This is a genomic window from Sporichthyaceae bacterium (genome assembly GCA_036269075.1).
Classification (GTDB): domain Bacteria; phylum Actinomycetota; class Actinomycetes; order Sporichthyales; family Sporichthyaceae; genus DASQPJ01.
This window is the reverse complement of sequence record DATASX010000017.1, coordinates 1-22,156: the sequence shown is the minus strand read 5'-3', so window position 1 is coordinate 22,156 and position 22,156 is coordinate 1. Positions and strand designations below refer to the sequence as shown.

The window sequence follows — 22,156 nt, the reverse complement described above, 5'->3', positions numbered from 1 at the left end:
TCAGGCCGGTCCGGCCTTGTAACCGACGCCGCGCACGGTCACCACGATCTCCGGCCGCTCCGGGTCGTGCTCGATCTTCGAGCGCAACCGCTGCACGTGGACGTTCACCAGTCGGGTGTCGGCGACGTGCTGGTAGCCCCAGACCTGCTTGAGCAGTTCCTCGCGGCCGAACACCTGCCACGGCTTGCGGGCCAGCGCGACCAGCAGGTCGAACTCCAGCGGGGTCAGCGCGATCGGCTCTCCGGCGCGCTTGACCGAGTGCCCGGCCACGTCGATCTCCAGGTCGGCGATCGTCAGGCTGACCGGGGTCTGGTCGTCCTGCCGCCGCAACCGGGCCCGCACCCGGGCCACGAGTTCCTTGGGCTTGAACGGCTTCACGACGTAGTCGTCGGCGCCGGACTCCAGGCCGAGCACGACGTCGATGGTGTCGGACTTGGCAGTGAGCATGACGATCGGGACACCGGACTCGGCGCGGATCGCCCGGCACACGTCGATGCCGTTGCGACCGGGCAGCATCAGGTCGAGCAGCACCAGGTCGGGTCGGCGCTCCCGGAACGCGACCAGCGCCGAGTCGCCGTCGCTGCACACGATCGGTTCGAAGCCCTCGCTGCGCAGCACGATCGTGAGCATCTCGGCCAGGGCGGTGTCGTCGTCGACCACCAGGACCCGCGTAGTCATGGGGTCATCGTTGCACTTCCGCGCGTTCGAGGAGGTCAGCGGCGTGAGCGAGCCTGCGAGCAAACCGATTTCACAGTGTCGCCACATCCCGACGCGCACCGCACGAGGATGGCGCGACGGTGAGCAAGTCGGCGATCGAGTCCGTGTTCGGGAGCGCCAGCACGCCGACCTCAGTGACCAGCGCAGTGACCAGGCCGGGCGGGGTGACGTCGAAGGCGGGGTTGAACACGGCCGAGGATTCCGGGGCGATTCGGACCCCGGCGATCGTGGTCACCTCGGTGGCGGCGCGCTGTTCGATGACGATCGCGGCGCCGTCGGGCGTGCTCGGGTCGACGGTGGTGCGCGGGGCGACGACCACGAACGGAATCCCGTGGTGCCGGGCGGCCACTGCCAGACCGTAGGTGCCGATCTTGTTGGCCACCGACCCGTCGGCGGCGATCCGGTCGGCTCCGACGAGGACCAGGTCGACCTGTCCGGCCGCCATCAGGGCGGCCGCGGCGGCGTCCGGCAGCACGGTGTGCGGCAGGCCGTGCACCGTCGCCTCCCACGCGGTGAGCCGGGCGCCCTGCAGCAGCGGCCGGGTCTCGCCGATCCACAGGTGGGCCAGGCGCCCGGCCCGGTGCGCCGCCAGTGCGACGCCGAAGGCGGAGCCCGTCCCGCCCACCGCCAGCGCGCCGGTGTTGCAGTGGGTCAGCACCCGGCCGCCGACCGGCACCAGTTCGAGGCCGTGGGCGGCCATCGCGGCGCTGGCGGCCTCCTCCTGCGCGTGCAACGCCCGAGCCTCGGCCAGGGTGGTGGCCGGGTCGGCCTCGTGCGCGGCCAGTACCCGGGCCACGCCGGCGGCCAGGTTGACCGCGGTCGGGCGGGCGGCAGCCAGCGCGGCCGCGGCGGCGGCGACGTCCAGCCCACGGGCGGCGGCCAGCGCCACCCCGTAGCCGCCGGCGACGCCCAACAGCGGGGCGCCACGCACCGCCAGGCGTCGGATGGCCTCGATCAAGGCGTCCGGGTCGGCGCAGACCAGCTCCTCGACGGCGCCCGGCAGGCGCGTCTGGTCGAGCAGGACGACCGCCGGGCCCAGCGCGGGGTCCTCGCTCCAACGCAACGGCAGGGGTGTCGCCACGGACCGATCCTGCCCGTCCACGCGGCCCCGGGGCCGCTGGGGGTGCCCGGAAACCGCCGGGGGGTATTTGCACCAATCCGTGTGAGATGTCGGAAACGTATTGATTATGGCTTCGACACCTGAGTCGGAGCGGTCTGTCCCGACCGGCCCCGGGTCGACACCGATGACACCGATGACACCGATGACACCGAAGATTCTCCGGATCGAATGCCCAATCAGGGATTAATTAGGGTCGCGAAGGCGACGCACGAGAGGATATCGACAGATGAGGACCTCCAGGGCAGCTGCCGGAATCGGCGCGCTCGTGCTGTTCGCCGGCCTGAGCGGTTTTACCTACGCCCCGTCCGCCAACCCTCCGGGCTGCGACCCCAACGCTCCGGGCAGCTGCGACAAGTACCACTCGGACGACCCGTACGTCGGTGGCGGCCAGGTCACCAAGGCTGCGCCGAAGACCGTCGTCATGACCAACTTCTCGTTCCTGCCGGCCACCGTCATCGGCAAGCCCGGTGAGGTCTGGACCGAGGACAACGAGGACATCGCCACGCACAACATCACCACGCAGAAGCGCGCCGACCACCCGAAGAGCAAGGCCGACACCGGCGGCGACATCGCGCCGGACGTCATGTCGCACCAGAAGAAGACCTTCAAGATGCCGACCAAGCCAGGCACCTACAAGGCGGTCTGCTTCTACCACCAGAACATGGTGCTGACGATCGTCGTCAAGTAGCCCGAACACCCCTCGCGGGCACCACGTGGGCTTTGCCTGAGGCCCACCTGCGGCGAAAGGGTGTAACACTCCCGTAAGGGGCGCGTCGAATCTCGTTCGGCGTGCCCCTTGCGCATGGACAATGGTTGACATGATCACCACCCCCCGCCCGAAGAGGCTCTCCGCTGCCGTCTTCGGCTCGATCGTCCTGCTGACCGGCCTCGCCGGGTGCGGTGGGGGCAGCTCCACCGCCGCCCAGCCGCCGGCGCCGACCGTTGCGCCGACGGCTGCCCCGACCATCGGGGTGATCCCGACCGTCACGCCGATCCAGCTGGCCAACGGGCTGGCCCCGACCCCCGCGACCGCGACGATCCGGATGTACATCGACCATCCGTTCTCGCCGGCGACGCTGACGGTGGCCCCGGGCACGAACATCACGGTGATCAACGAGGGCACCGGCAACGGCGAGGTCTGCAACCTGAGCGACCCGGAGCACGGCCTGAACAGCAACGACATCGGGCCGGGGGCCACGACGCACGTGATCGCGCCGGACACCCCAGGCACCTACAACTACAAGTGCACGTACTACCCGGACACGATGAAGGGAACGTTGATCGTGTCCAAGGACGTCACCACCCCCAGCAGCGCGGAGCCGGTCACGGCCTCGCCGACCCCGACCGGGGCCCCGACGGCGGGCGCGACCCCGCCTGCGTCGAGCACTGGCGGGAGCACCTCAGGTGGCAGCGACACCGGCGGGTCGACCAGCGGCGGGGGCAACACCGGCGGCGGGGGCAACACCGGCGGGTCGGACAACGGCGACTCCGGCGGCGGCGACACGATCTCCGACGGGCCGGGCGGCACGTCAAGTTCGGCCCCGACCTTCGACCCGGTGAAGCGCGCGCACAACTGCACGAAGCCGCACTTCCGGGAGACGCACCCGGGGATCTGCGCGGCGTACCCGGCCGGGTGATCGGCTAGTAGGAGCGACCGAACAAGACCCGCTTGCCGTAGGCCGACGGGTTCCCGCACCGCACGCACGCCCCGGTCTCGGCCGGGGCGTCGTTCGGCACGCACCGCGGCGTGGCGGCGGTGGCGGCCTTGATGTCGTCCTCGCAGGCCGGCCTGCCGCAGTGGAACGCCAGGGCCCAGCCGGTCGCCACCGCGGCCGCGAAGGCGTCCCAGTCGTCGACGGTCCTCGTGTTGGAGTCGCGGAAGTCGGTCGCCCGGGTCAACATCGCGGCCTGGATCTCCTCGAGGATCCCCGGCAGCGCCGCGGCCAGGCCGGCCAACGGCATGGACTCCTTCTCCCCACCGACCCGGCGGGCAACCTCGGCGACGCCGTTCTCCAGGTCGCGCGGGCCGATGGCGACGCGCAGCGGCACCCCGCGCATCTCCCAGTCGTTGAACTTGAAGCCCTGCGAGACCTGGGGCCGGTCATCGACGTGGGCCCGCACGCCCGCCGCCTTGCACTGGGCGGCGAGGGTGTCGACCGCTGCCATGACCTCGGGTGCGGCCTCGCCCTTGCGCATCACCGGGACGATGACCACCTGGTAGGGCGCCAGCCGGGGCGGGAGCACCAGGCCCTGGTCGTCGCCGTGGGCCATGATGATCGCGCCGATCATCCGGGTGGACATGCCCCAGGACGTGGTGTGGCAGTACTGCTGGCCACCTGATGTGGCGTCAGCGAACTTGATGTCGAACGCCTTGGCGAAGTTCGTACCCATGTAGTGCGACGTCCCGGACTGCAGGGCCTTGCCGTCGCGCATCATGCCTTCGATCGTGAACGTCCGCAGCGCGCCCGCGAACCGCTCCCCCGCAGTCTTCTCGCCCACCACGACAGGGATTGCCGCAAGACCTCGTGCGACCTCCGCGTAGACCTCGACCATCTGCAGGGTCTCGCGCATCGCGTCGGCCTCGTCGGCGTGCGCGGTGTGCCCTTCCTGCCAGAGGAACTCCGTGGTGCGCAGGAACATCCGCGGCCGCAGCTCCCACCGAACCACGTTCGCCCACTGGTTGAGCAACAGCGGCAGATCCCGGTGCGAGGAGATCCACTTCGCCATCATCTCGCCGATGATCGTCTCCGAGGTGGGCCGGACGATCAGTGGCTCCTCGAGCTCCTTGCCGCCCGCGTGGGTCACCACGGCCAGCTCCGGGGCGAACCCCTCGACGTGCTGGGCCTCGCGCTTGAGGTAGGACTCGGGGATGAACAGCGGGAAGTAGGCGTTGTCGTGCCCGGTCTCCTTGATCCGCGCATCCAGCGCCGCCTGCAGCAGTTCCCACACCCGGTATCCGTAGGGGCGGATGACCATCGTGCCCTTGACCGGGCCGCGATCGACCAGCTGCGCGCGCAGGACAATGTCGTTGTACCAGCCGGAGAAGTCCTCGCTCTGCGGAATCACCGCGCGTTCGTCACGTCCCATAGGGCAACCCTATCCAGCGGCGCGGAGCGTTCCCGGCCTTGTAGCGGGCCATCCCTGACGCGCCGTCAGACAGGCCTCGATCGTCGCGTCGAACGGATGATGCTGGCAACCCGAAAGGTGGATTCCGGGAACCACCCGGATCGCAAAACGGCTGATCCGCGTCTTAGCTCCCACAAGGGGTAAGTGGGCACGGTGGGGGCGATGCAGATGCACGACGGGTCGGCCGATCGGGGAAGTCCTGGTCACGTTCCGAACAGCGACCTGCCCGCTGTGCTGCCGCGGACCGACCTGTCGTACACGGACCTGTCCACCGCCATGCCCGACTGCGACCTGCCGTCCGCGATGAGCGCCTGCGAGCTGTCCGAGCTGCTGTTCTGCTCGACCCTGCAGCCCTCGCAGGTGGTCGACACCCAGACAGTGATCGCGGCGCTGGCCCAGAGCTTGCACTTGAATTCCGGCCGACTGCGCGCCTGCGCCGCCGAACTCGCGGACAGCTACGGGCGAGACCCGGAGACGACCTGTTCGCGCATGCGTTGGGCGCGCACCCTCATCGCCAGCACCTATCCGAAGGCCGGCTGAGCCCCGAATCCCGCATCGCTGGAGGGTCAGGAGCCGTGGGCCCAGGAGTTCCGGTAGGCGACCTGGGCCGGTGAGGCCACGTCCAGGTCCACGCCCAAGGCAGCCAACTTCAGCGCGGCAAGTTCGGTATCGATCTCCGGCGGAACCTCGTGCACGCCGGGCGGCGGGGCCGGGTTGGCGGCGAGCCAGGCCAGCGTCAGTGCGGTGCCTGCGCAGGTCATGTCCATCACCGCGGCAGGGTGGCCCTCGGCGGCGGCCAGGTTGACCACGCGGCCCTGGGCCAGCAGCAGCACACACCGGTCGCCGGCCAGGCGCAACTCCTCCACCTGCCCACGAACCTGACGCCGCGTCAGCGCGGCCGCCGACAGTCCGGCCAGGTCGAGCTCGACGTCGAAGTGTCCGGCGTTGGCCAGCACGGCCCCGTCGCGCATCACCGCGTAGTGCTCGGCGCGCAACACGTCGCGACTGCCGGTCGCGGTGACGAACACGTCGCCGACCGCTGCCGCCACCGACATCGGGACCACCGCGAAGCCCTCCATCACCGCCTCCAGCGCCCGCGCCGGGTCGACCTCGGTGACCAGGACCCGGGCACCCAGCCCACGGGCCCGGTCTGCAATGCCGTGCCCGCACGGACCGAACCCGGCCACCACGAACGTGCTGCCGGCGACCAGCACCCCGGTGGCGCGCACGATCGCGTCCAGGCATGACTGGCCGGTCCCGTAGCGGTTGTCGAACATCCGTCGGGCGCCGGTGTCGTTGACCGCGACCATCGGAACCCGCAGCCACCCGGCCCGGGACATCTCCCGCAGGCGCAGCACCCCGGTCGTGGTGTCCTCGATCCCGGCCCGGATCCGCGTCAGGTCCGCGGGCCGCTCGGTGTGCAGGGTGGTGACCAGGTCGCAGCCGTCGTCGAGCACGAAGCACTCGCCCGGGCCGGCCAACGCGGCGTCCAGGACCGCACCCAGGTGCTTGTAGTAGCCGGAACGGTCGACCCCGCGGCGGGCGAACACCGCGACCTGTTCGTGCTCGACCAGCGCGGCCGCGGTGTCGTCCTGCGTCGACAACGGGTTGGAAGCCGCCAGCGCCACCCGGGCGCCACCGGCCCGCAGCACCCGCAGCAGGTTCGCGGTCTCGGCGGTCACGTGCAGGCAGGCCGCCACCGCGAACCCAGCCAACGGCCGCCGCGCCGCGAAGCGCTCGCCCACCTCGGCCAGCACCGGCATCCCGCGGCCGGCCCACTCGATCCGGTCGGCCCCGGCGCCGGCCAACCCCAGGTCGGCGACGTCGTGCCCCACCCTCACCCGATCTCCTCGACTTCTGGTGCCTGTCCCACGTATCCGAGGCCTTCGATACGTGGGACAGGCCGCAGAAGTGCGAATCAGTACCGGTAGTGGTCGGGCTTGTACGGGCCTTCGACCGGGACGCCGATGTAGGCGGCCTGCTCGGCGGACAGCCTGGTCAGCCGGACGCCGAGGGCGTCCAGGTGCAGCCGGGCCACCTTCTCGTCCAGGTGCTTGGGCAGCGTGTAGACGCCCAGCGGGTACTCGGCGGACTTGGTGAACAGTTCGATCTGGGCGATCACCTGGTTGGTGAACGAGTTCGACATCACGAAGCTGGGGTGCCCGGTGGCGCAGCCCAGGTTCATCAGCCGACCCTCGGCCAGCACGAGGATCGAGTGACCGTCGGGGAAGGTCCACTCGTCGACCTGCGGCTTGATGTTGATCCGCGTGATGCCCGGGGTCTTCTGCAGGCCGGACATGTCGATCTCGTTGTCGAAGTGCCCGATGTTGGACACGATCGCCTGGTGCTTCATCGCGGCCATGTGGGCCGCGGTGATGATCCGGAAGTTGCCGGTCGTGGTGACGAAGATGTCGGCGGTGCCGACCACGTCCTCGAGCGTGGCGACCTGGAAGCCGTCCATCGCCGCCTGCAGTGCGCAGATCGGGTCGATCTCGGTGACGATGACCCGGGCGCCCTGGCCGCGCAGCGCGTCCGCGCAGCCCTTGCCGACGTCGCCGTAGCCGCAGACGACCGCGACCTTGCCGCCGATCAACACGTCGGTGGCCCGGTTCAGGCCGTCGATCACCGAGTGCCGGCAGCCGTACTTGTTGTCGAACTTGGACTTGGTGACCGAGTCGTTGACGTTGATCGCCGGGAACAGCAGCGCGCCGGTCTTGAACATCTCGTACAGGCGGTGCACCCCGGTGGTGGTCTCCTCGGTGACGCCCTTGATCTCGCTACCGATCGCGGTCCAGCGGTTGCCGTCGGACTCCAGCGACTCAGCCAGCAGCGCCAGGACGACCTTGAACTCCTCGTTGTCCGTGGAGTCCACCGACGGCACGGCGCCGGCCTTCTCGAACTCGGTCCCCTTGTGGACGAGCATCGTGGCGTCGCCGCCGTCGTCGAGGATCATGTTCGGCCCGGCGACTGTGACATTTCCATCGGCGGAGGCCGCAGGCCACAGCAGGGCCCGGCGAGTGCACTCCCAGTACTCCTCGAGGGTCTCACCCTTCCAGGCGAAGACCGGCACGCCGCGGGGCTCGTCAGCGGTGCCCTCGCCGACCACGATCGCGGCGGCGGCGTGGTCCTGGGTGGAGAAGATGTTGCACGAAACCCAACGGACGTCGGCGCCGAGCGCGACCAGGGTCTCGATCAGCACCGCGGTCTGGATGGTCATGTGCAGCGAGCCCATGATCCGGGCGCCGGCCAGCGGTCGCGACTGTGCAAACTCCGCGCGTACCGACATCAGGCCGGGCATCTCGTGCTCGGCGAGCCGGATCTCCTTGCGGCCGAACTCGGCCAGGGACAGATCCGCGACAGCGAAATCGTCAGTGCTCAACACGGGCCGGCCAGTCATCCTGTCTCTCCTTGACAACGTCGAGTCAACTCCGGCCCGCGGCGGTGCGGGCCAGCAGTGCTTGGTGCTTGTCCTGCTCCCAGCACAGCCAGTCCACCGAGTCGACCTCGGCGGGGCGCTGTGCCCGGGAGTCGAGCCACTCGTCCACGGCCCGGCACAACTCTGGATCGCGACGCAGGCGCAACGCCAGACCGACGTCGCCGAGCCCGAGTTCGTGCTCCGCGAGCAGCGCGCGCAGCGTGCGCAGCCGTTGCAGGGACTCCGGGCCGTAGATCCGGTACCCGCCCCGGGACCGGGTCGGCGCGACCAGGTCCAGGCTCTCGATGTACCTCAGCATCCGGGCCGACCAACCGGTCGTGGCCGCTGCCTCGGTGATCGTCAGCCCCTCCATCGCGGCAGAAGGTTAGCACGATCGTGTCAACCTGCTCAGGGAGTACGCGTCGAACTCGGGGTCGGGGTCGGGGTGCTCGTCGGAGCCCCCTTGTAGGTGATGGTCGGCAGGCCGCCGGAGTCGTCGGAGCCGGAGTTGGACTGCACCTTCGCGGCCCGTCCGGACAGCATCTCGGCCAGCATCGGGGTCAGTTGCGCGATCGCCCACGGGATGCTGTTCGGACTCTCGTAGTACAGCGCCTCGGCCAGTTCACCGTCGAGCACGAGCACATGGCCCTTCTGCACCGGACCGAGGTTCTGGTAGCCCGCCGTCTGCCTCAGCGAGTTCATCAGCGCCCCGCCGTCCGGGCCGACGACCATCACCAGAACGTCGACGCCGTTGAGCAGGTTCAGCTCACCGTCGTCGAAGTCGACGCTGTAGATCGCCTTGGCGTAGGCCGCCTTGCCCTGCGGGGTCGTCACCGACTGGATGTCGGCCGGGAAGCTCATGTGCAGCGAGGTGAAGAAGCGGGACAGCTCGCCGTAGGGGTTGATGATCCGGAACTCGCCGTTCGGCCCGGGCGCGGCCACGACGACGCGGGCGTTGCGGATCTCCGGGTGCGCCGTGGCCAACGCGGCGAACTGATTCTCCGCCTGCGCCACGATCCGCGAGGCTGCCGCCGGGCGGCCCAGCGCCGCACCCGTCGCCTGCATCTCCTCCTCCCACGAGGAGAAGTAGTCGCGGCTGTCGTCGGAGACCCCGGTGATGGTCGGGGCGACCGACTGCAGCTTCTGGAAGTCCTCCTGGGTGACCCCGGAGAACATCGCGGTGATCAGGTCGGGCTTCAGCGCCCGCAGGTCGTCGAGGTTGTAGACCTGCTTGAGCGGCGGGGTGTTCGCGGCCTGCGGGAAGCCCGAAGGCATGATCGGGCCGTCGTTGCCAGGGGTGACGTGCCCGTTCTTCGGGTCGCGGACATCCGCGGTGACCACGACGTAGTTGGCGTTCTGCGCGGTCGGCGACAGCCACGGCGACTTCGCCCACGGGTTGGCCGCGCCGAAGTAGTTCTGGACCGCGACCGGCGTCACGCCGAGGGCGACCATCGACTCCTGGTCGCGGAACCCGAGCGCGACGATCCGCTTCGGCTCCGTGGTGATCTTGGTGACGCCCCACTTGTGCTTTACGTAGGCCGGGTACGCGTTCGGCTCGACCGGGTACAGCGGGGCGACGGTCGTGCTCGTCGGGGTCGGCGAGGAGGCCACGTGCGTGGAGCTGTCCAGCCCGCAGGCCGCGAGCGCCGTCAGGATGAGCGCGAGCACCAGACCGATTGCGGTGGTGCGGGCGGCCCGGCACGAGCTGCGCATGGTGAAACCGTCCTGTTTCGGATGGGCGGGACGACGATCAGTTTCGAGGTCCCACCTCGAGCCTGGAAGCACCGGGGGGTGATCGCGGCGAAGACGTGATCGGTTCGTCACGATGTCGAGCGCTCGTCGGTGCCCCATCGACCGCCGGTTCGCGGCCGAACGTGGCTGGCACTGTGACACTGATTCACTCGCAAGCTCGCTCATCGGCGCCCCATCGACCGCCGGTTCGCGGCCGAACGTGGCTGGCACTGTGACACTGATTCACTCGCAAGCTCGCTCATCGGCCGGCGTTGCCAGCCTGCCCTTGAGCGTGACGATCGGGGCGACCGGGGTCGGGTCGACGCCCAGCGCAAGCGCGACGTAGACGCTGGTGAAGTCCAGCAGGCCGGTCAGTCCGGCCAGGCGGACCAGCGGATGCTCACCCTCGGCGCGGACCTGATGGGCCGTCAGGCCCGCCTCGTCGGCTAGCCGCAGCGACTCGGCGGCGCGCCGGCCGAGGCGGGCGTCCTCGACACAGTCGCGCAGCACCAGCAACCGCAGCCGGGCCGACAGGCCGCGATCGGCGGTGTCGAAGGAGACCACCTGGTTGTGGTGCGGCTCGGACAACGCGCCGACGACCGAGGGGATCTTGGCGTTCTCGGCCAACTGGTTGCCGAACCGGGCGGCGGCGACGGCGGCCACTTCGGAGAAGCCCCACACCATCGGCAGCCCGTCGGCCAGGTGCTGCGCCAACGACTTCGCCGGGTTGTCGGCCACGCTGCTTTGCGGGCGGCAGCGCCGGGCGACGTCGTCCAACGCCAACGCCGCCGCGTCGGTCGCCTCGGCCGGCACCGGGACGACGCCCACCGCGTCGGCCACACACAGTAACGGGGCGGCCAGCGCCCACAGACAAGCGCGGGGTTGCCGTCCGGCTGAGTCCACCGGCAGGTGCACGCCGCCGCAGTTGGCCGCGGCGGCCGACAACGCCGAGCCGATCGAGCCGATCGTGACCGGCCGCATGCCCCGGCGCACCGCCTCGCCGACGGCGCTCAACGTCTCCTCGGTCTGCCCCGAGCAGGAGACCGCGACAAGTAGGTCGTCCGGCCCGACCCAGGACGGCAGTCCGTAGCCGCGATGCACCACCACCGGGATCCGCGAACCGGCCGCGGCCACCGCGGTGAGCACGTCGCCGGCCGCGGCGGAGCCGCCCATGCCGGCGACCACCACCGCCCGCGGGCTGGGCAGCCCGGCCAGGGCGCGGCACCGGGCCCGGGTCGCCGCATCGGCGCCGTCGCGCAACTGGGTTCCTGCGCCGGCTACGGCGCCGAGCATGTCCTCCGGGTCGCCGGCGGCCAGCCCGTCCGGGTCGTCCAGGACCGCCGGCCGCGCCAGCACGTCACCCACCGGACCGCGGTGGGCGCGCTTCGTCGATCAGCAGCACCGGAATCCCGTCGCGGATCGGGAACGCCAACCCGCAACTCGTTCCGGTGCAGACCAGCTCGTCTGCCGCGCTGTCGTGGCGCAGCGGGTCGCGGGACTGCGGGCAGGCCAGCACGGCGAGCAGCGCTGGGTCGATGTCGGTCACGACGAAACCTTCCTTATCTGGGTCAGCACCCGGTCGCGCAGCGCCGCCATCGCGGCCCGGTCGGCGGCCTCGACGTTCAACCGCAGCAACGGTTCGGTGTTCGACGGACGCACGTTGAACCACGAGCCGTCCGCCAGGCTCACGGTCAGGCCGTCCAGGTCGTCCAGCCGCCCGTGCCCGGCCCAGGTCCGGTGCAGGTCGGCCAACGCCGCCGCCGGGTCCGCCACAGTGCTGTTGATCTCGCCGGAGGCGGCGTAGCGCTCGAACCGGCTGAGCAGTTGCGAGCACGTGGTGTCCGCCGGGCTCGACCCGAGCGCGGCCAGCACGTGCAGCGCAGCGAGCATGCCCGAGTCGGCGAACCAGAAATCACGGAAGTAGTAGTGCCCGGAGTGCTCGCCGCCGAACACCGCGTCGTGCTCGGCCATCACAGCCTTGATGAACGAGTGGCCCACCCGGGTTCGGACCGGTTGCCCGCCGTGCTCGGTGATCAGCTCCGGCAGCGCGCGGGACGTGATCAGGTTGTGGACGACGGCCGAGCCGGGGTGCTTGGCCAGTTCGCGGACGGCAATCAGGCCGGAGACAGCCGACGGGGAGATCGGCCGGCCCTGCTCGTCGACGACGAAGCATCGGTCCGCGTCGCCGTCGAAGGCCAGGCCGAGGTCGGCGCCCTGGGCGAGCACCGCGGCGGACAGGTCGGCCAGGTTGGCCGGGTCGATCGGGTTCGGCTCGTGGTTGGGGAACGACCCGTCGAGCTCGAAGTACAACGGGAGGACCTGGAACGGCAGCCCCGCGAAGACCCGCGGGACCACGTGCCCGGCCATGCCGTTGCCGGCATCCACGGCGACCCGTAGCGACCGCGAGGCCGAGGTGTCGACCAGCTTGTGCAGGTGGGCCGCGTAGTCGTCGAGCAGGTCGCGCTGCTCGACCCGTCCGGGCCGCGCGACCGGCGTCGGCGGTGCGGCCAGCAGTTCGGCGGCCCGGTCGCGGATGCGGTCCAGCCCGCTGTTCCGGCTGATCGGCGCGGCACCGGTCCGGCACATCTTGATGCCGTTCCAGCGGGCCGGGTTGTGGCTGGCGGTGAACATCGCGCCGGGCATGCCCAGGCTGCCGCTGGCGTAGTAGACCGCGTCGGTGCAGGCCAGGCCGATGTCGAGGACGTCGACGCCGGCGGCGGACGCGCCGGCCGCGAAGGCCGCGGCCAGTTCCGGCGAGGAGGTCCGCATGTCGCGGCCGACCACGATGCCCGGCGCCGGTGCGCAGAACTCTGCGAAGGCCGCGCCGAGCGCGGCAGCCGTGGCCGGGCCCAACTGCTCGGGGACCAGACCGCGCACGTCGTAGGCGTGCACGATCCGGGTCAGGTCGACGCCTGGTGCCACCGCCCGTGAAGCCACTCGCTCGTCCATGACCCGTCCTTCGCCGCGGACTCCCCCGGTACCTCGGGCCCTGGCGACAGTGACGTTAGCCGACCGGTTCACCGACCGCCCGGGCGACACCGGTGCCCTCCGCGGGGGGCACCGGTGTCCGAGCGATCTGAGCGGGCGTCAGTCGACCGGGGGGCGCAGGATCCGCAGGTGGCCGCGACGGCCGCCGGTGCCCGCGGGCTCCGGCTCGTCGGACTCGGCCCGCTGCCGGCCGACCTCGCGGACGGCCTCGGCCAGCGCCTCGAGATCGTCCGGGGACGGGCCGGCCCAACCCGGGTCCGGAGCCAGTCGGACGACGTCCCAACCGCGCGGGGCGGTCAGCCGCTCGGCGTGCTCGGAGCAGAGGTCGTAGCAGTGCGGTTCGGCGTAGGTGGCCAACGGTCCGAGCACGGCAGTGGAGTCGGCGTAGACGTATGTCAGAGTCGCCGCCGCGGCACGCGTGCAGGCGTTACGCGAACACCGTCTCGAATTAAGCACCCGACGACACTCCTCACCCGCCGCGCTGCGACCACGCGAGCCTCGGATCCGGACGCTACTCCGCGCCGCCCATCCGCAGGCCCATTCACCGATCGCGCCGCCCCGGCGTGTCCTGCCCGTTCCGCGTATGAGAGAGCCCCGCCCCGCGTATGAGAGAGCCCCGCCCGATCATCGATGATCTGGCGACCACGCTGGCAACCGTCGCGACGTGAATACACTTCCGGCGTGCGACTGAGCCGCCGAAAGGGTCGGGACCCGCGTCGGGCGGCCGACCCGACCGGCTCCGACGCGCCCTCAGCTCCACTTGCCGCGAGTTCCCGAGCAGGCGCACCGACGCCTGGAGCAGCCCGTCGTAGGCCCCGGCGCGACCGTCGGGGACGCGGCCTGCGCGGTCCGTTGGCACCGCCCGAGGTCCCGCTGCGCCGGACCCGGGCCGACCGCTTCGCCGACCTGGTGCTCGACGCGGTGGAACGCCTCGAGGGCCGCTGGCGCCGGGAGTTGGCCGATGTCGAGTTCGCGGTCGAGACGGTCCCCCCGGTCGATGCGATCGAGGCGGCCCGCAACTCCGAGACCGTGCCGCTGAGCCGGCTGTACCGCGGCGGCGCCGGGCACAACGCCCGCGTCGTGCTCTACCGCCGCCCGGTCGAGGCCCGGGCCACCGGCGGCCCGGAGTTGGCCGCGCTGGTCCACGACCTGATCACCGAACGGCTTGCCGAATTGCTGGAGGTCGAGCCCGAGGAGATCGACCCGGACTACGGCCTGGACTGATTACCGGCAGTGACCACCGTGACGTCCGGCACCACGGCCGGGACCACCACCGAGACCCGTTCCGGCAGCAGCGGGACCACCGTGATGCCGGAGGGCCCCAGGCGCAGCACGCTCGCCGCGTAGACCGGGCCGGACCCGGCGGCCGGGGTCACGATCACCGAGAACCGCCCGGTCCCACCCGTCGCCTCGGGGAGCGCGACGGCTCGGTCCGCCGGGATCCGCACATCCGTGCTCCGGGTGGTGCCGTTGGGCAACCGGAGGGCGACGTGGATCGTGCCGCCCCGCGGCGCGGCCAGCAGCAGCGAGGTCGCCCCGGCGGCGTTGCTGCGCGCGTCGGGCAGGACCGCGGGCCCGGACAACGCCGGTACCGCACCGGCCCAGGCGAAATCGGTGCCGCCGCCCTCGGCCCGGGTCGAGCGGACCGAGGCGAGCACCGGTTGGTCGGAGGTGACCACCACCGCGGCTGCCTGGCCGGCGGCGGCCGCGGACAGGTCGTACTCGCCGACCCGACCGGCCTGCACGGTGACCGTGTCGGCACCGGCCGGGGCGACGTCGTTGTCCGCGGTCAGCAGTCGCACCTTGACGATCGCGTCCCGGTCTCCCGGCGTGGCCAGGTACAGCGTGCGGGCGGTGGTCCGGTCCGGCAGACCGGGCAGCACCAGGCTTCGGTCCGGGCCGACCACCGGCGCCAGCCAGTCGTCGCCGTTGACGGTTGCGCCGACCGCGCCGAGGTCGTTCAGGCTGGCCGCCACTGCGCCGCGCGAGGCCGTCACCTGGATCGCCAGCCGTTCGTGACCCGGCGCCATCACGTCGAGCGGCAGCGTCGTCGCCCCGTTCGCCGGGACGGCGATGTCGGCGGAGTTCGGCACCGACAACGGACCGGTGTCGGCCCAAAAGCTCAGGTCCACCGAGGCGGGCACCGGGGCCGGGTTGGCCAGCACCAGTCGGTCGCGTCGGCCGAGCGCCGTCGAGGCCCCGATGAACCACTGCGAGATGCCCGGCTGGGCGCAGGTCGTGGCCGACAGCGCGTTCCCGGCTCCCGTCGTCGGCTCGATGACGGATTCCCCGGACAGGCCCGGAGCCAGCCCGTCACGGCCGCGGATCAGGACGGCCGGTGCCCCGTCCTTGGATGTGTCGATCACGCTGACTCCGGGCTTGCTCGAGCTTCCCCGCACCGGGGCACCGGCGGCCAGGTCGGTGACCGTCATCGCGCCGGTCGCGGCGGAATCCGGTGGCAGCGCCGCGACCGTCAGGGTGGACCGGGCGCCCGGCAGTCGGTCGACCACGCCGGGGCAGACCAGGTCGGCCGAGCTGACCTCATCGGTGCCGGCGCGAACCGGGTCGGCAGCGTGGCCGGCCAACCCGACCACGACTGCGGCGAACAGCAGCACCCCGGCCATCACAGCGGCCTGGGCCGGGCCGCTCGCGGGCAGCCGGTCGACGATCCGGGCCAGGCGACTGGACGCGGCCGGCGCGCGGCGCCGGCGGTGCGACCGGCTCGGAGTCGTCATCGCCCGGCACCGACGGCGTCGGCCGACTCGCCCGTGGCCGGGTCCTCGCCGTGCGCGTGCCGGCCGGCGCCGGCCGGGGCCGGGGTCGGCTCGGCGTCGTCCGGCGCGCGGACCGCCGCGGCGGGCAGGGCCAGCACGGTGACGATCAGCAGCGCCAGGCCCTGCCAGAGCAGGCCGAGGCCACGCAGATGATCGGTGTAACGGACCGTCAGTTCCCCACCGCTGCTGGGCAAATCCCACGACTGCGCCCAACCGGCACGTTCGGTACCGGGCAAGGGCCTGCCGGCCAGGTGCGCCGACCAGTGCGAGTCGGCGGGTTCGGCCAGTTGCAGCACCCGCCCGGCCGGACCGGCAGGCAACGCGACGGTCGCCGAGGTCGCCCCGGAGGCCAGTGCGACGGTCGTCGGCGGATTTCCCGGGACTGCGACGGTCAGCCGAGCGGTCGGCAGCGCCAGCCGCCACAGCGCGTGGTCGCTGGAGGAGGCCAGCCGCTCCAGACCGGCCACGGTGTCCAGGGCTTCGGACACCGAGGCGGCCACCGGCGTGCGCACCTCCACGTAGCGGATGGCGAAGTCGGCCAGCCGGGGTGCGACGGCGTCGCCGCGACCGGAAACCAGGTCGCCGACCAACGCCTTCAGCTCGGCGTAGGCGTCGGCCGGCACGGACTCGTCGACCGCCCCGAGTCGCGGACCGGCGCCCCGGACCAGCACGTAGGAAAGTTCGGAGCCGTTGCCGGGCGAGCGCAGCACCAGCGTCCGCGGCCGGTCGCTGGTGCCGGACTCGGCGGCCACGTTGGCAGGCACCGTGTCGGCCGAGCCCCGGCGCACCGGGTCGTCCGCGCCGCGCCACAACCACGTCGTCCCGGCCAGCACCGGCGCCGCGATCGCCACCGCGGCCAGGCCGGCGGCCAACGGCTGGCCGATACCGAAATCGCGGGTGCTCAGCCGGGACGGCAGGTCGCGGCAGCCGACGACCGCCGCGACGGTGACGGCGAGCTGCGCCGCCGCCAGGGCCACCCCGGGCCAGGCAGCGGCCGGGTGTCCACCCGCCGGTGCGGTCACCGAGACGCGCGAGGCGACCAGTGCGATCAGGTACGCGTCGAGCGCCAGCAGCCAGGCCGGCAGCACGGTCCGCCGGTCGGCGGCCAGGGCCAGCCCGACCAGGCCGGCCCCGACCACGCCGACGGCCAGCCAACCGAGGCCGGTCCCCGGGCCGCCGGGGTTGAGGACCAACGTCTGCAGCACCGAGTGCGCCCGGTCGGACAGGCCCGGGCCGGTCGGGCCCGGTTCGATGAACAGCCGGGCCGGGTGGCGTAGCGCGTGGGCCGACCAGGGCAGCAGCACGGCCATCGGCGCCAGGACCGCGATCGCCACCCGACGCAGCAGCGCCGGGTCCGAGCGGCCCCGCCCGGCCACGACCGCACCCGGCAACAGCAGCAGCACCCAGACCAGCGGGACGAAGGCGATCATCACGGTGGTCAGCAGCGCGAAGGTCCACGCCGCCCGGTCGGTGGGCGGGCGGCCCGCGGTGCCCACCACCCGAACCGCGACCCGGCAGGCCACCGGCAGCAGGACCACCACCACCGCCGAGCCCAACCGACCGGCTGCGATCGCGCCGGTCGCGGCCGGGGCCAGCGCGTAGGCCGCCGCGCCCCAGAGCCGGAACGGCCGGGAGGTCGACAGCGCACCACTGGACCAGTACGCGGTGAAGGAGGCCAGCGGGATCGCCGCCAGCAGCAGGAAGCTGACCACCAGACTTACCTGACCCAGCGTCAGGATCCCACCCAGGCCGAGTATTCCCAGGTACGGCGGGGCCGCGGCCGGGCTGCCCAGGCCGTCGGGATGCCACGACGAGGTGTAGGCGGACCACAGCTGCCGCAACGAGTCCGGGGCGGGCAGCAGCGCCCCGCCGAGAAGCTTGCCGCTGCCGAAGAGGTGCCGTTCGGCGACGGCCGCGAGCAACGTCAGGCCCAGCACGAGCATCGTTGCCGGGCTGCGGATCACCCGGCGCAGGATCATCCCGCCCGCCCCGGTGTCGAGGTCCTCGAACGCGGAATCGCCGCCGGTCTCGGCGGCACGGTGGCGGCCGATCGACTCGCGGTCCACGCGGCGACCGCCGATGGCGTGGGTCAGCGCCTCCGCGGCCAGGCCGAACTGGTGGCCCGCCCGCGGGAAGAGCCGCCGCAGCGAAGTGGCCAGGACAGCGTGGTCGGTGCGCCGGGCCCGACGCATCCGCAGCACCGCCCGGGGCCGCAGCAGCACCGTCCAGACGGCGCGCAATTCGTCGGCGGAGTCGCGCGGGGCCTTGGCGGCCAGGTAGAACGCGGCCCGCACCAGGCTGCCGACCAGCAGTCGCGGCAGCGCCAGCACGAACGCCGCCGTGGACAGGTTCGCGAGCAGGACCCGCAGCGCGCCGGCCCGATCCAGCAGGTGCAGCCGACCGGAGCCGGTGTCGATGCGCCGCCGTTCCCGGGCCGCCGCCTCGGCGTGGTGCATCACCGCTGCCGGCACGACCGCCACTCGGTGCCCGGCCAGCCAGGCCCGCCAGCACAGGTCCACGTCGTCGCGCAGCAGCGGCAGATGCGGGTCGAACCCGTCGAGCGCGTCCCACACGTCGCGCCGGATCAGCATCCCGGCGCTGGACACCGCCAGCGTCTCGCGCCGGTTGTCGTGCTGGCCCTGGTCCTGCTCGCCGCGCTCCAGCGACGTTTCACGCCGCCCGCCGCCGTCGATGCTCACGCCCATCTCGAGCAGCACCCGGCGGTCGTACCAACCGCGGATCTTGGGCCCGACCACGCCCAGGCCCGGGTCGGCGGTCACGGCCGCCAGCAGATGCTCCAGGACCTCGGGCTCGGGCTGGGAGTCGTCGTGAATCAGCCACAGCCACTCGTGCGAGCCGGGCTCGGCCGGACCGGCCTGCGCGACCGCGGCCTTCACGGCCGCGCCGTAACCGGTGTCCCGCGGCCGGTGCGTGACCGAGGAGTCCGGAACCCGCTCGCGAAGGATCTCGGGGGTCGAATCGGCGCTGCCGGTGTCGACCACCGCCAGTTGCTGCCAGGGCCGGCTCTGCGCGTACAGCCCGTCGAGCACGGGCCGCAGCCAACGTTCACCGTCGTGAGTGACCAGTACCGCGGTCACGTGATGGACGGCCGACCCGGAAAGCTCGTCTGGTTCAGGCATGCAAGGCGCCTCGGGCGGGACGGCGGTCGCACAGCGGTTGCGCAGCGCTTTCGTCACCCTAGGCCAAGCACCGGGCGCGCCCGGCTCCCTCGCGGACCACCGATGAGGAATCCCCATGTGAGCGAGCTTGCGAGTGAACCAATGTCACCGTGTCAGCCACTCCCGGCGCTCACCGGTACACCGGTGAGCGCCGAGCGCTTCGCCTGTTTCGTCCCCGTTTGTGCGACGTGCCAGCGTCAGACTGCGCGCTTCTTCAGTCGACGCCGCTCACGCTCGGACATGCCGCCCCAGATACCGAAGCGCTCGTCATGGCCGAGTGCGTACTCGAGGCAGTCGTCGCGGACGTTGCACGAGAGGCAGACCCGCTTGGCCTCTCGCGTCGAACCGCCCTTCTCAGGGAAAAAGGCCTCCGGATCGGTTTCCGCGCACAGCGCGTGGTCCTGCCACATGTACTCGCGTTCGACGCCACCCAGCAAGGGGAGGAACACCTCGCCCATCGCTTGCCTCCTCGACCCGCTCTGTCTTTCCCGTTGACGGGAGCCCCCTGACTTCCCGTCATGCCGTTCCGTCGAGCCCGGCCAGATCCGGACGAACTGTAACGAAACGACACGATTGAAATTACATCGGTCAAAATCAGCTCCCGTCAACCCGGGGCGTGCTAGCAGATGACGACACGCCGTTAAGATCAGATGAACCGCCGGTGTGTCTGTGCATTTCGGGCGATTTGCCAGGCTGGGCGCGGTCGGCGGGTCGACGTCGGGTCCGACCCGCGCGCAGCTCCGGGAACCCGACTTGCGACGATGCCGACGTGCGAATCGTTGCGCCTGCCGGCGGGATCGGGGCCGCCAGGTTCCTGCGCGGCCTGCTCGCGCACCTCGCGCAGGCAGGTGTCGAGTCCCAGGTGACCGTCATCGGAAACACCGCCGACGACATCACCTTGTCCGGCCTGCATGTCTCGCCCGACCTCGACACGGTCATGTACACCCTCGGCGGGGGCATCCACCCGGTGCAGGGCTGGGGCCGGGCCGACGAGACCCGCAACGTGCAGGCCGAGCTGACCGCCTACGGGGCGGGCACCGAATGGTTCGCGCTCGGCGACCGGGACATCGCCACGCACCTGGTGCGGACCGAGTTGCTGGCTGCCGGCGCGACCCTGTCCGAGGCGACCGCCGCCCTGTGCGCGCGATGGCAGCCGGGGGTGCGGCTGCTGCCGATGAGCGACGACCCGATCGCCACCCAGGTGACGATCGCCGACGCGACGGCGCCCGGCGGCGTCCGGGTGCTGCACTTCCAGGAGTACTGGGTGCGGCTGGGCGCACCGCCCGCGCTGGCGGTGACCGTGGCCGGCGCCGACAAGTCGAGCCCGGCGCCCGGGGTACTGGAGGCGGTGGCCGAGGCCGACGTGATCCTGTTGCCACCGTCGAACCCGGTGGTCAGCATCGGCGCGGTGCTGGCCGTGCCGGGCATCCGCGAGGCGGTGCGCCAGAACCGCAACGCCCCGGTGGTCGGGCTGTCGCCGATCGTGGGGGGCGCCCCGGTGCGCGGGATGGCCGACCGGATGCTGACCGCGATCGGCGTGGAGACCTCGGCCGAGGCAGTCGGGCTGCACTACGGGGCGCGGCGCCACGGCGGGCTGCTCGACGGCTGGTTGGTCGACTCGGTCGACGCGGCTGCCGTCCCGGGCCTGGAGGCGGCGGGGATCGCCACCCGGGCCGTGCCGCTGCTCATGCGCGACGTCGCGCACAGCGCCGCGATGGCCGCGGCCGCCCTGGACCTGGCCACGGAGATCGCGGCCCGGTGAATCGGCTCGAGATCATCCCGGTGAGCGGCGTCGGCGAGGTGATCGCGGGCACCGACCTGGCCGACCTGGCCGCAGCCCATGCGGACCTTCTCGACGGCGACGTGCTGGTGGTCTCCAGCAAGATCGTCAGCAAGGCCGAGGGCCGGACGATGCAGGCCCCGGACCGTGAGGCCGCCATCGACGCGGAGGCCGTCCGGGTGGTCGCGTACCGGCGCGGTACCCGGATCGTGGAGACCCGGCACGGCCTGGTGCTGGCCGCCGCCGGGGTGGACGCGAGCAACGTGGCGCCGGGCACGGTACTGCTGCTGCCGCTCGACCCGGACGACTCGGCCCGGCGACTGCGGGCCGGGATCCGGGAGCGCACCGGGCGCGACGTCGGCGTGATCGTCAGCGACTCGCTGGGGCGGCCCTGGCGGCAGGGCGTGCTGGACCTGGCGATCGGCGTCGCCGGGCTGGAGCCGATGCACGATCTGCGGGGGACCACCGACGACTACGGCAATCCGTTGGAGGTGACCGTGGTGGCCGTGGCCGACGAGATCGCGGCCGCGGCGGAACTCGTGAAGACCAAGCTGGCCGGGGTGCCGCTGGCGATCGTGCGTGGGCTGGCGGGCGTCGGTGGCCCGGACGGCCCCGGCGCCCGGGCGCTGGTTCGCCCCGCGGCCGAGGACATGTTCGAGTTGGGCACCGCCGAGGCGCGTCGCACCGCGGTCACCAACCGGCGCACGGTCCGGCAGTTCTCGCCCGAGCCGGTGGACCGAGGCGCGGTCGACCGCGCGCTGGCGGCCGCACTGACGGCTCCGGCGCCGCACCACACCCGCCCGTTCCGGTTCGTCTGCCTGTGGTCGCCGGACTCGCGCACCGGGTTCCTCGACGAACTGCGCGCGGCCTGGGTCACCGATCTGACGGCTGATCAGCTGACGTCGGATCAGATCGATCGACGGGTGGCCCGCGGCGACGTGCTGCGCAACGCCCCGTTGGTGATCGTCCCGTTCCTGGTGACCGAGGGCGCCCACACCTACCCGGACGAGCGTCGCAGCGCGGCCGAGCGGGACATGTTCGTTGCCGCCGCCGGGGCCGCGGTGAGCAGCCTGCTGGTCGCCCTGTCAGCCGAGGGCCTGGGCTCGTGCTGGGTCTCCTCGACCCTGTTCTGCCCCGAGCTCGCCACGGCCGCCCTCGGCGTCCCGGAGCACTGGCAGGCGATGGGCGCCGTCGGCGTCGGCGTCCCGGCCGAACCGGCCGGCCCCCGCCCCCCGCTGGACCCCACGGATTACGTGTCCCACCGCTGAGCGGCACCGCCCAATCCCCATCTTCTGTCGTGTCGCGCGCCCTACCGACGAGTTGAAG

20 protein-coding genes are annotated in these 22,156 nt (G+C 72.0%); 6 read left to right on the top strand and 14 right to left on the bottom strand.

The window, feature by feature from the left end; genetic code table 11:
* Both mtrA and mtnA read right to left on the bottom strand, forming a co-directional pair.
* Window positions 1-678 carry an MtrAB system response regulator MtrA gene (gene mtrA / locus VHU88_03220; GenBank protein ID HEX3610674.1) on the bottom strand — a complete coding sequence of 226 codons (678 nt, stop codon included), beginning with the start codon at window positions 676-678 and terminating at the stop codon, window positions 1-3.
* A gap of 70 nt (window positions 679-748) precedes the next feature.
* Window positions 749-1,798 (bottom strand): S-methyl-5-thioribose-1-phosphate isomerase, encoded by a 1,050-nt coding sequence (gene mtnA, locus VHU88_03215; protein ID HEX3610673.1) that lies wholly within the window; start codon window positions 1,796-1,798, stop codon window positions 749-751.
* A 265-nt stretch (window positions 1,799-2,063) separates the two neighbouring features.
* Between mtnA and VHU88_03210 the strand changes: the two genes are divergently transcribed.
* Together VHU88_03210 and VHU88_03205 are read left to right on the top strand one after the other, a co-directional pair.
* Window positions 2,064-2,525: a hypothetical protein gene (locus VHU88_03210; GenBank protein ID HEX3610672.1), complete on the top strand. Its 462-nt coding sequence runs from the start codon at window positions 2,064-2,066 to the stop codon at window positions 2,523-2,525.
* Window positions 2,526-2,655: 130 nt separating this feature from the next.
* Window positions 2,656-3,474 (top strand): cupredoxin domain-containing protein, encoded by an 819-nt coding sequence (locus tag VHU88_03205; protein HEX3610671.1) that lies wholly within the window; start codon window positions 2,656-2,658, stop codon window positions 3,472-3,474.
* 4 nt (window positions 3,475-3,478) lie between these two features.
* Here the strand turns inward: VHU88_03205 and proS are convergent, their stop codons facing one another.
* Window positions 3,479-4,924, bottom strand: a complete 1,446-nt coding sequence (gene proS / locus VHU88_03200; protein HEX3610670.1) for a proline--tRNA ligase — start codon at window positions 4,922-4,924, stop codon at window positions 3,479-3,481.
* A gap of 183 nt (window positions 4,925-5,107) precedes the next feature.
* Between proS and VHU88_03195 the strand changes: the two genes are divergently transcribed.
* Complete coding sequence (locus VHU88_03195) at window positions 5,108-5,503, top strand: hypothetical protein (GenBank protein HEX3610669.1); 396 nt, start codon at window positions 5,108-5,110, stop codon at window positions 5,501-5,503.
* 26 nt (window positions 5,504-5,529) lie between these two features.
* Here VHU88_03195 and VHU88_03190 read toward each other — a convergent pair whose 3' ends face one another.
* The 8 genes from VHU88_03190 to VHU88_03155 all read right to left on the bottom strand — a co-directional run bounded on the left by VHU88_03190 (window position 5,530) and on the right by VHU88_03155 (window position 13,553).
* A complete protein-coding gene (locus VHU88_03190) occupies window positions 5,530-6,804 on the bottom strand; it encodes an adenosylhomocysteinase (GenBank protein ID HEX3610668.1) in 1,275 nt (424 codons plus the stop codon).
* Between the two features lie 77 nt (window positions 6,805-6,881).
* A complete protein-coding gene (gene ahcY, locus VHU88_03185) occupies window positions 6,882-8,360 on the bottom strand; it encodes an adenosylhomocysteinase (GenBank protein ID HEX3610667.1) in 1,479 nt (492 codons plus the stop codon).
* 25 nt (window positions 8,361-8,385) lie between these two features.
* A complete protein-coding gene (locus VHU88_03180) occupies window positions 8,386-8,751 on the bottom strand; it encodes a MerR family transcriptional regulator (protein HEX3610666.1) in 366 nt (121 codons plus the stop codon).
* 35 nt (window positions 8,752-8,786) lie between these two features.
* Window positions 8,787-10,091, bottom strand: coding sequence for an ABC transporter substrate-binding protein (locus tag VHU88_03175; GenBank protein ID HEX3610665.1), 1,305 nt, complete (start codon window positions 10,089-10,091; stop codon window positions 8,787-8,789).
* A gap of 261 nt (window positions 10,092-10,352) precedes the next feature.
* Window positions 10,353-11,474: an SIS domain-containing protein gene (locus VHU88_03170; GenBank protein ID HEX3610664.1), complete on the bottom strand. Its 1,122-nt coding sequence runs from the start codon at window positions 11,472-11,474 to the stop codon at window positions 10,353-10,355.
* Entirely contained in the window at window positions 11,467-11,655 is a 189-nt protein-coding gene (locus VHU88_03165; GenBank protein HEX3610663.1) for a Trm112 family protein, read from the bottom strand. The genes VHU88_03170 and VHU88_03165 overlap by 8 nt, the downstream gene beginning before the upstream one ends.
* Window positions 11,652-13,058, bottom strand: a complete 1,407-nt coding sequence (locus tag VHU88_03160) for a phosphomannomutase/phosphoglucomutase (GenBank protein HEX3610662.1) — start codon at window positions 13,056-13,058, stop codon at window positions 11,652-11,654. The genes VHU88_03165 and VHU88_03160 overlap by 4 nt, the downstream gene beginning before the upstream one ends.
* A gap of 138 nt (window positions 13,059-13,196) precedes the next feature.
* Window positions 13,197-13,553 carry a DUF3499 domain-containing protein gene (locus tag VHU88_03155; GenBank protein HEX3610661.1) on the bottom strand — a complete coding sequence of 119 codons (357 nt, stop codon included), beginning with the start codon at window positions 13,551-13,553 and terminating at the stop codon, window positions 13,197-13,199.
* Window positions 13,554-13,949: 396 nt separating this feature from the next.
* On the opposite strand from VHU88_03155, the gene VHU88_03150 reads away from it, so the two are divergent.
* Window positions 13,950-14,321, top strand: coding sequence for a metallopeptidase family protein (locus tag VHU88_03150; protein HEX3610660.1), 372 nt, complete (start codon window positions 13,950-13,952; stop codon window positions 14,319-14,321).
* Here VHU88_03150 and VHU88_03145 read toward each other — a convergent pair.
* The 3 genes from VHU88_03145 to VHU88_03135 all read right to left on the bottom strand — a co-directional run bounded on the left by VHU88_03145 (window position 14,306) and on the right by VHU88_03135 (window position 19,508).
* Entirely contained in the window at window positions 14,306-15,832 is a 1,527-nt protein-coding gene (locus VHU88_03145; GenBank protein ID HEX3610659.1) for a DUF5719 family protein, read from the bottom strand. The two genes, VHU88_03150 and VHU88_03145, sit on opposite strands and share 16 nt — an antisense overlap.
* Window positions 15,829-19,011, bottom strand: a complete 3,183-nt coding sequence (locus VHU88_03140) for a glycosyltransferase (protein ID HEX3610658.1) — start codon at window positions 19,009-19,011, stop codon at window positions 15,829-15,831. Before VHU88_03140 ends, VHU88_03145 begins: the two co-directional genes overlap by 4 nt.
* Window positions 19,012-19,247: 236 nt before the next feature.
* A complete protein-coding gene (locus tag VHU88_03135) occupies window positions 19,248-19,508 on the bottom strand; it encodes a WhiB family transcriptional regulator (protein HEX3610657.1) in 261 nt (86 codons plus the stop codon).
* 311 nt (window positions 19,509-19,819) lie between these two features.
* On the opposite strand from VHU88_03135, the gene cofD reads away from it, so the two are divergent.
* Both cofD and VHU88_03125 read left to right on the top strand, forming a co-directional pair.
* Entirely contained in the window at window positions 19,820-20,812 is a 993-nt protein-coding gene (cofD, locus tag VHU88_03130; GenBank protein HEX3610656.1) for a 2-phospho-L-lactate transferase, read from the top strand.
* Window positions 20,809-22,098, top strand: a complete 1,290-nt coding sequence (locus VHU88_03125) for a coenzyme F420-0:L-glutamate ligase (GenBank protein HEX3610655.1) — start codon at window positions 20,809-20,811, stop codon at window positions 22,096-22,098. Before cofD ends, VHU88_03125 begins: the two co-directional genes overlap by 4 nt.
* Window positions 22,099-22,156 lie beyond the last annotated feature (58 nt).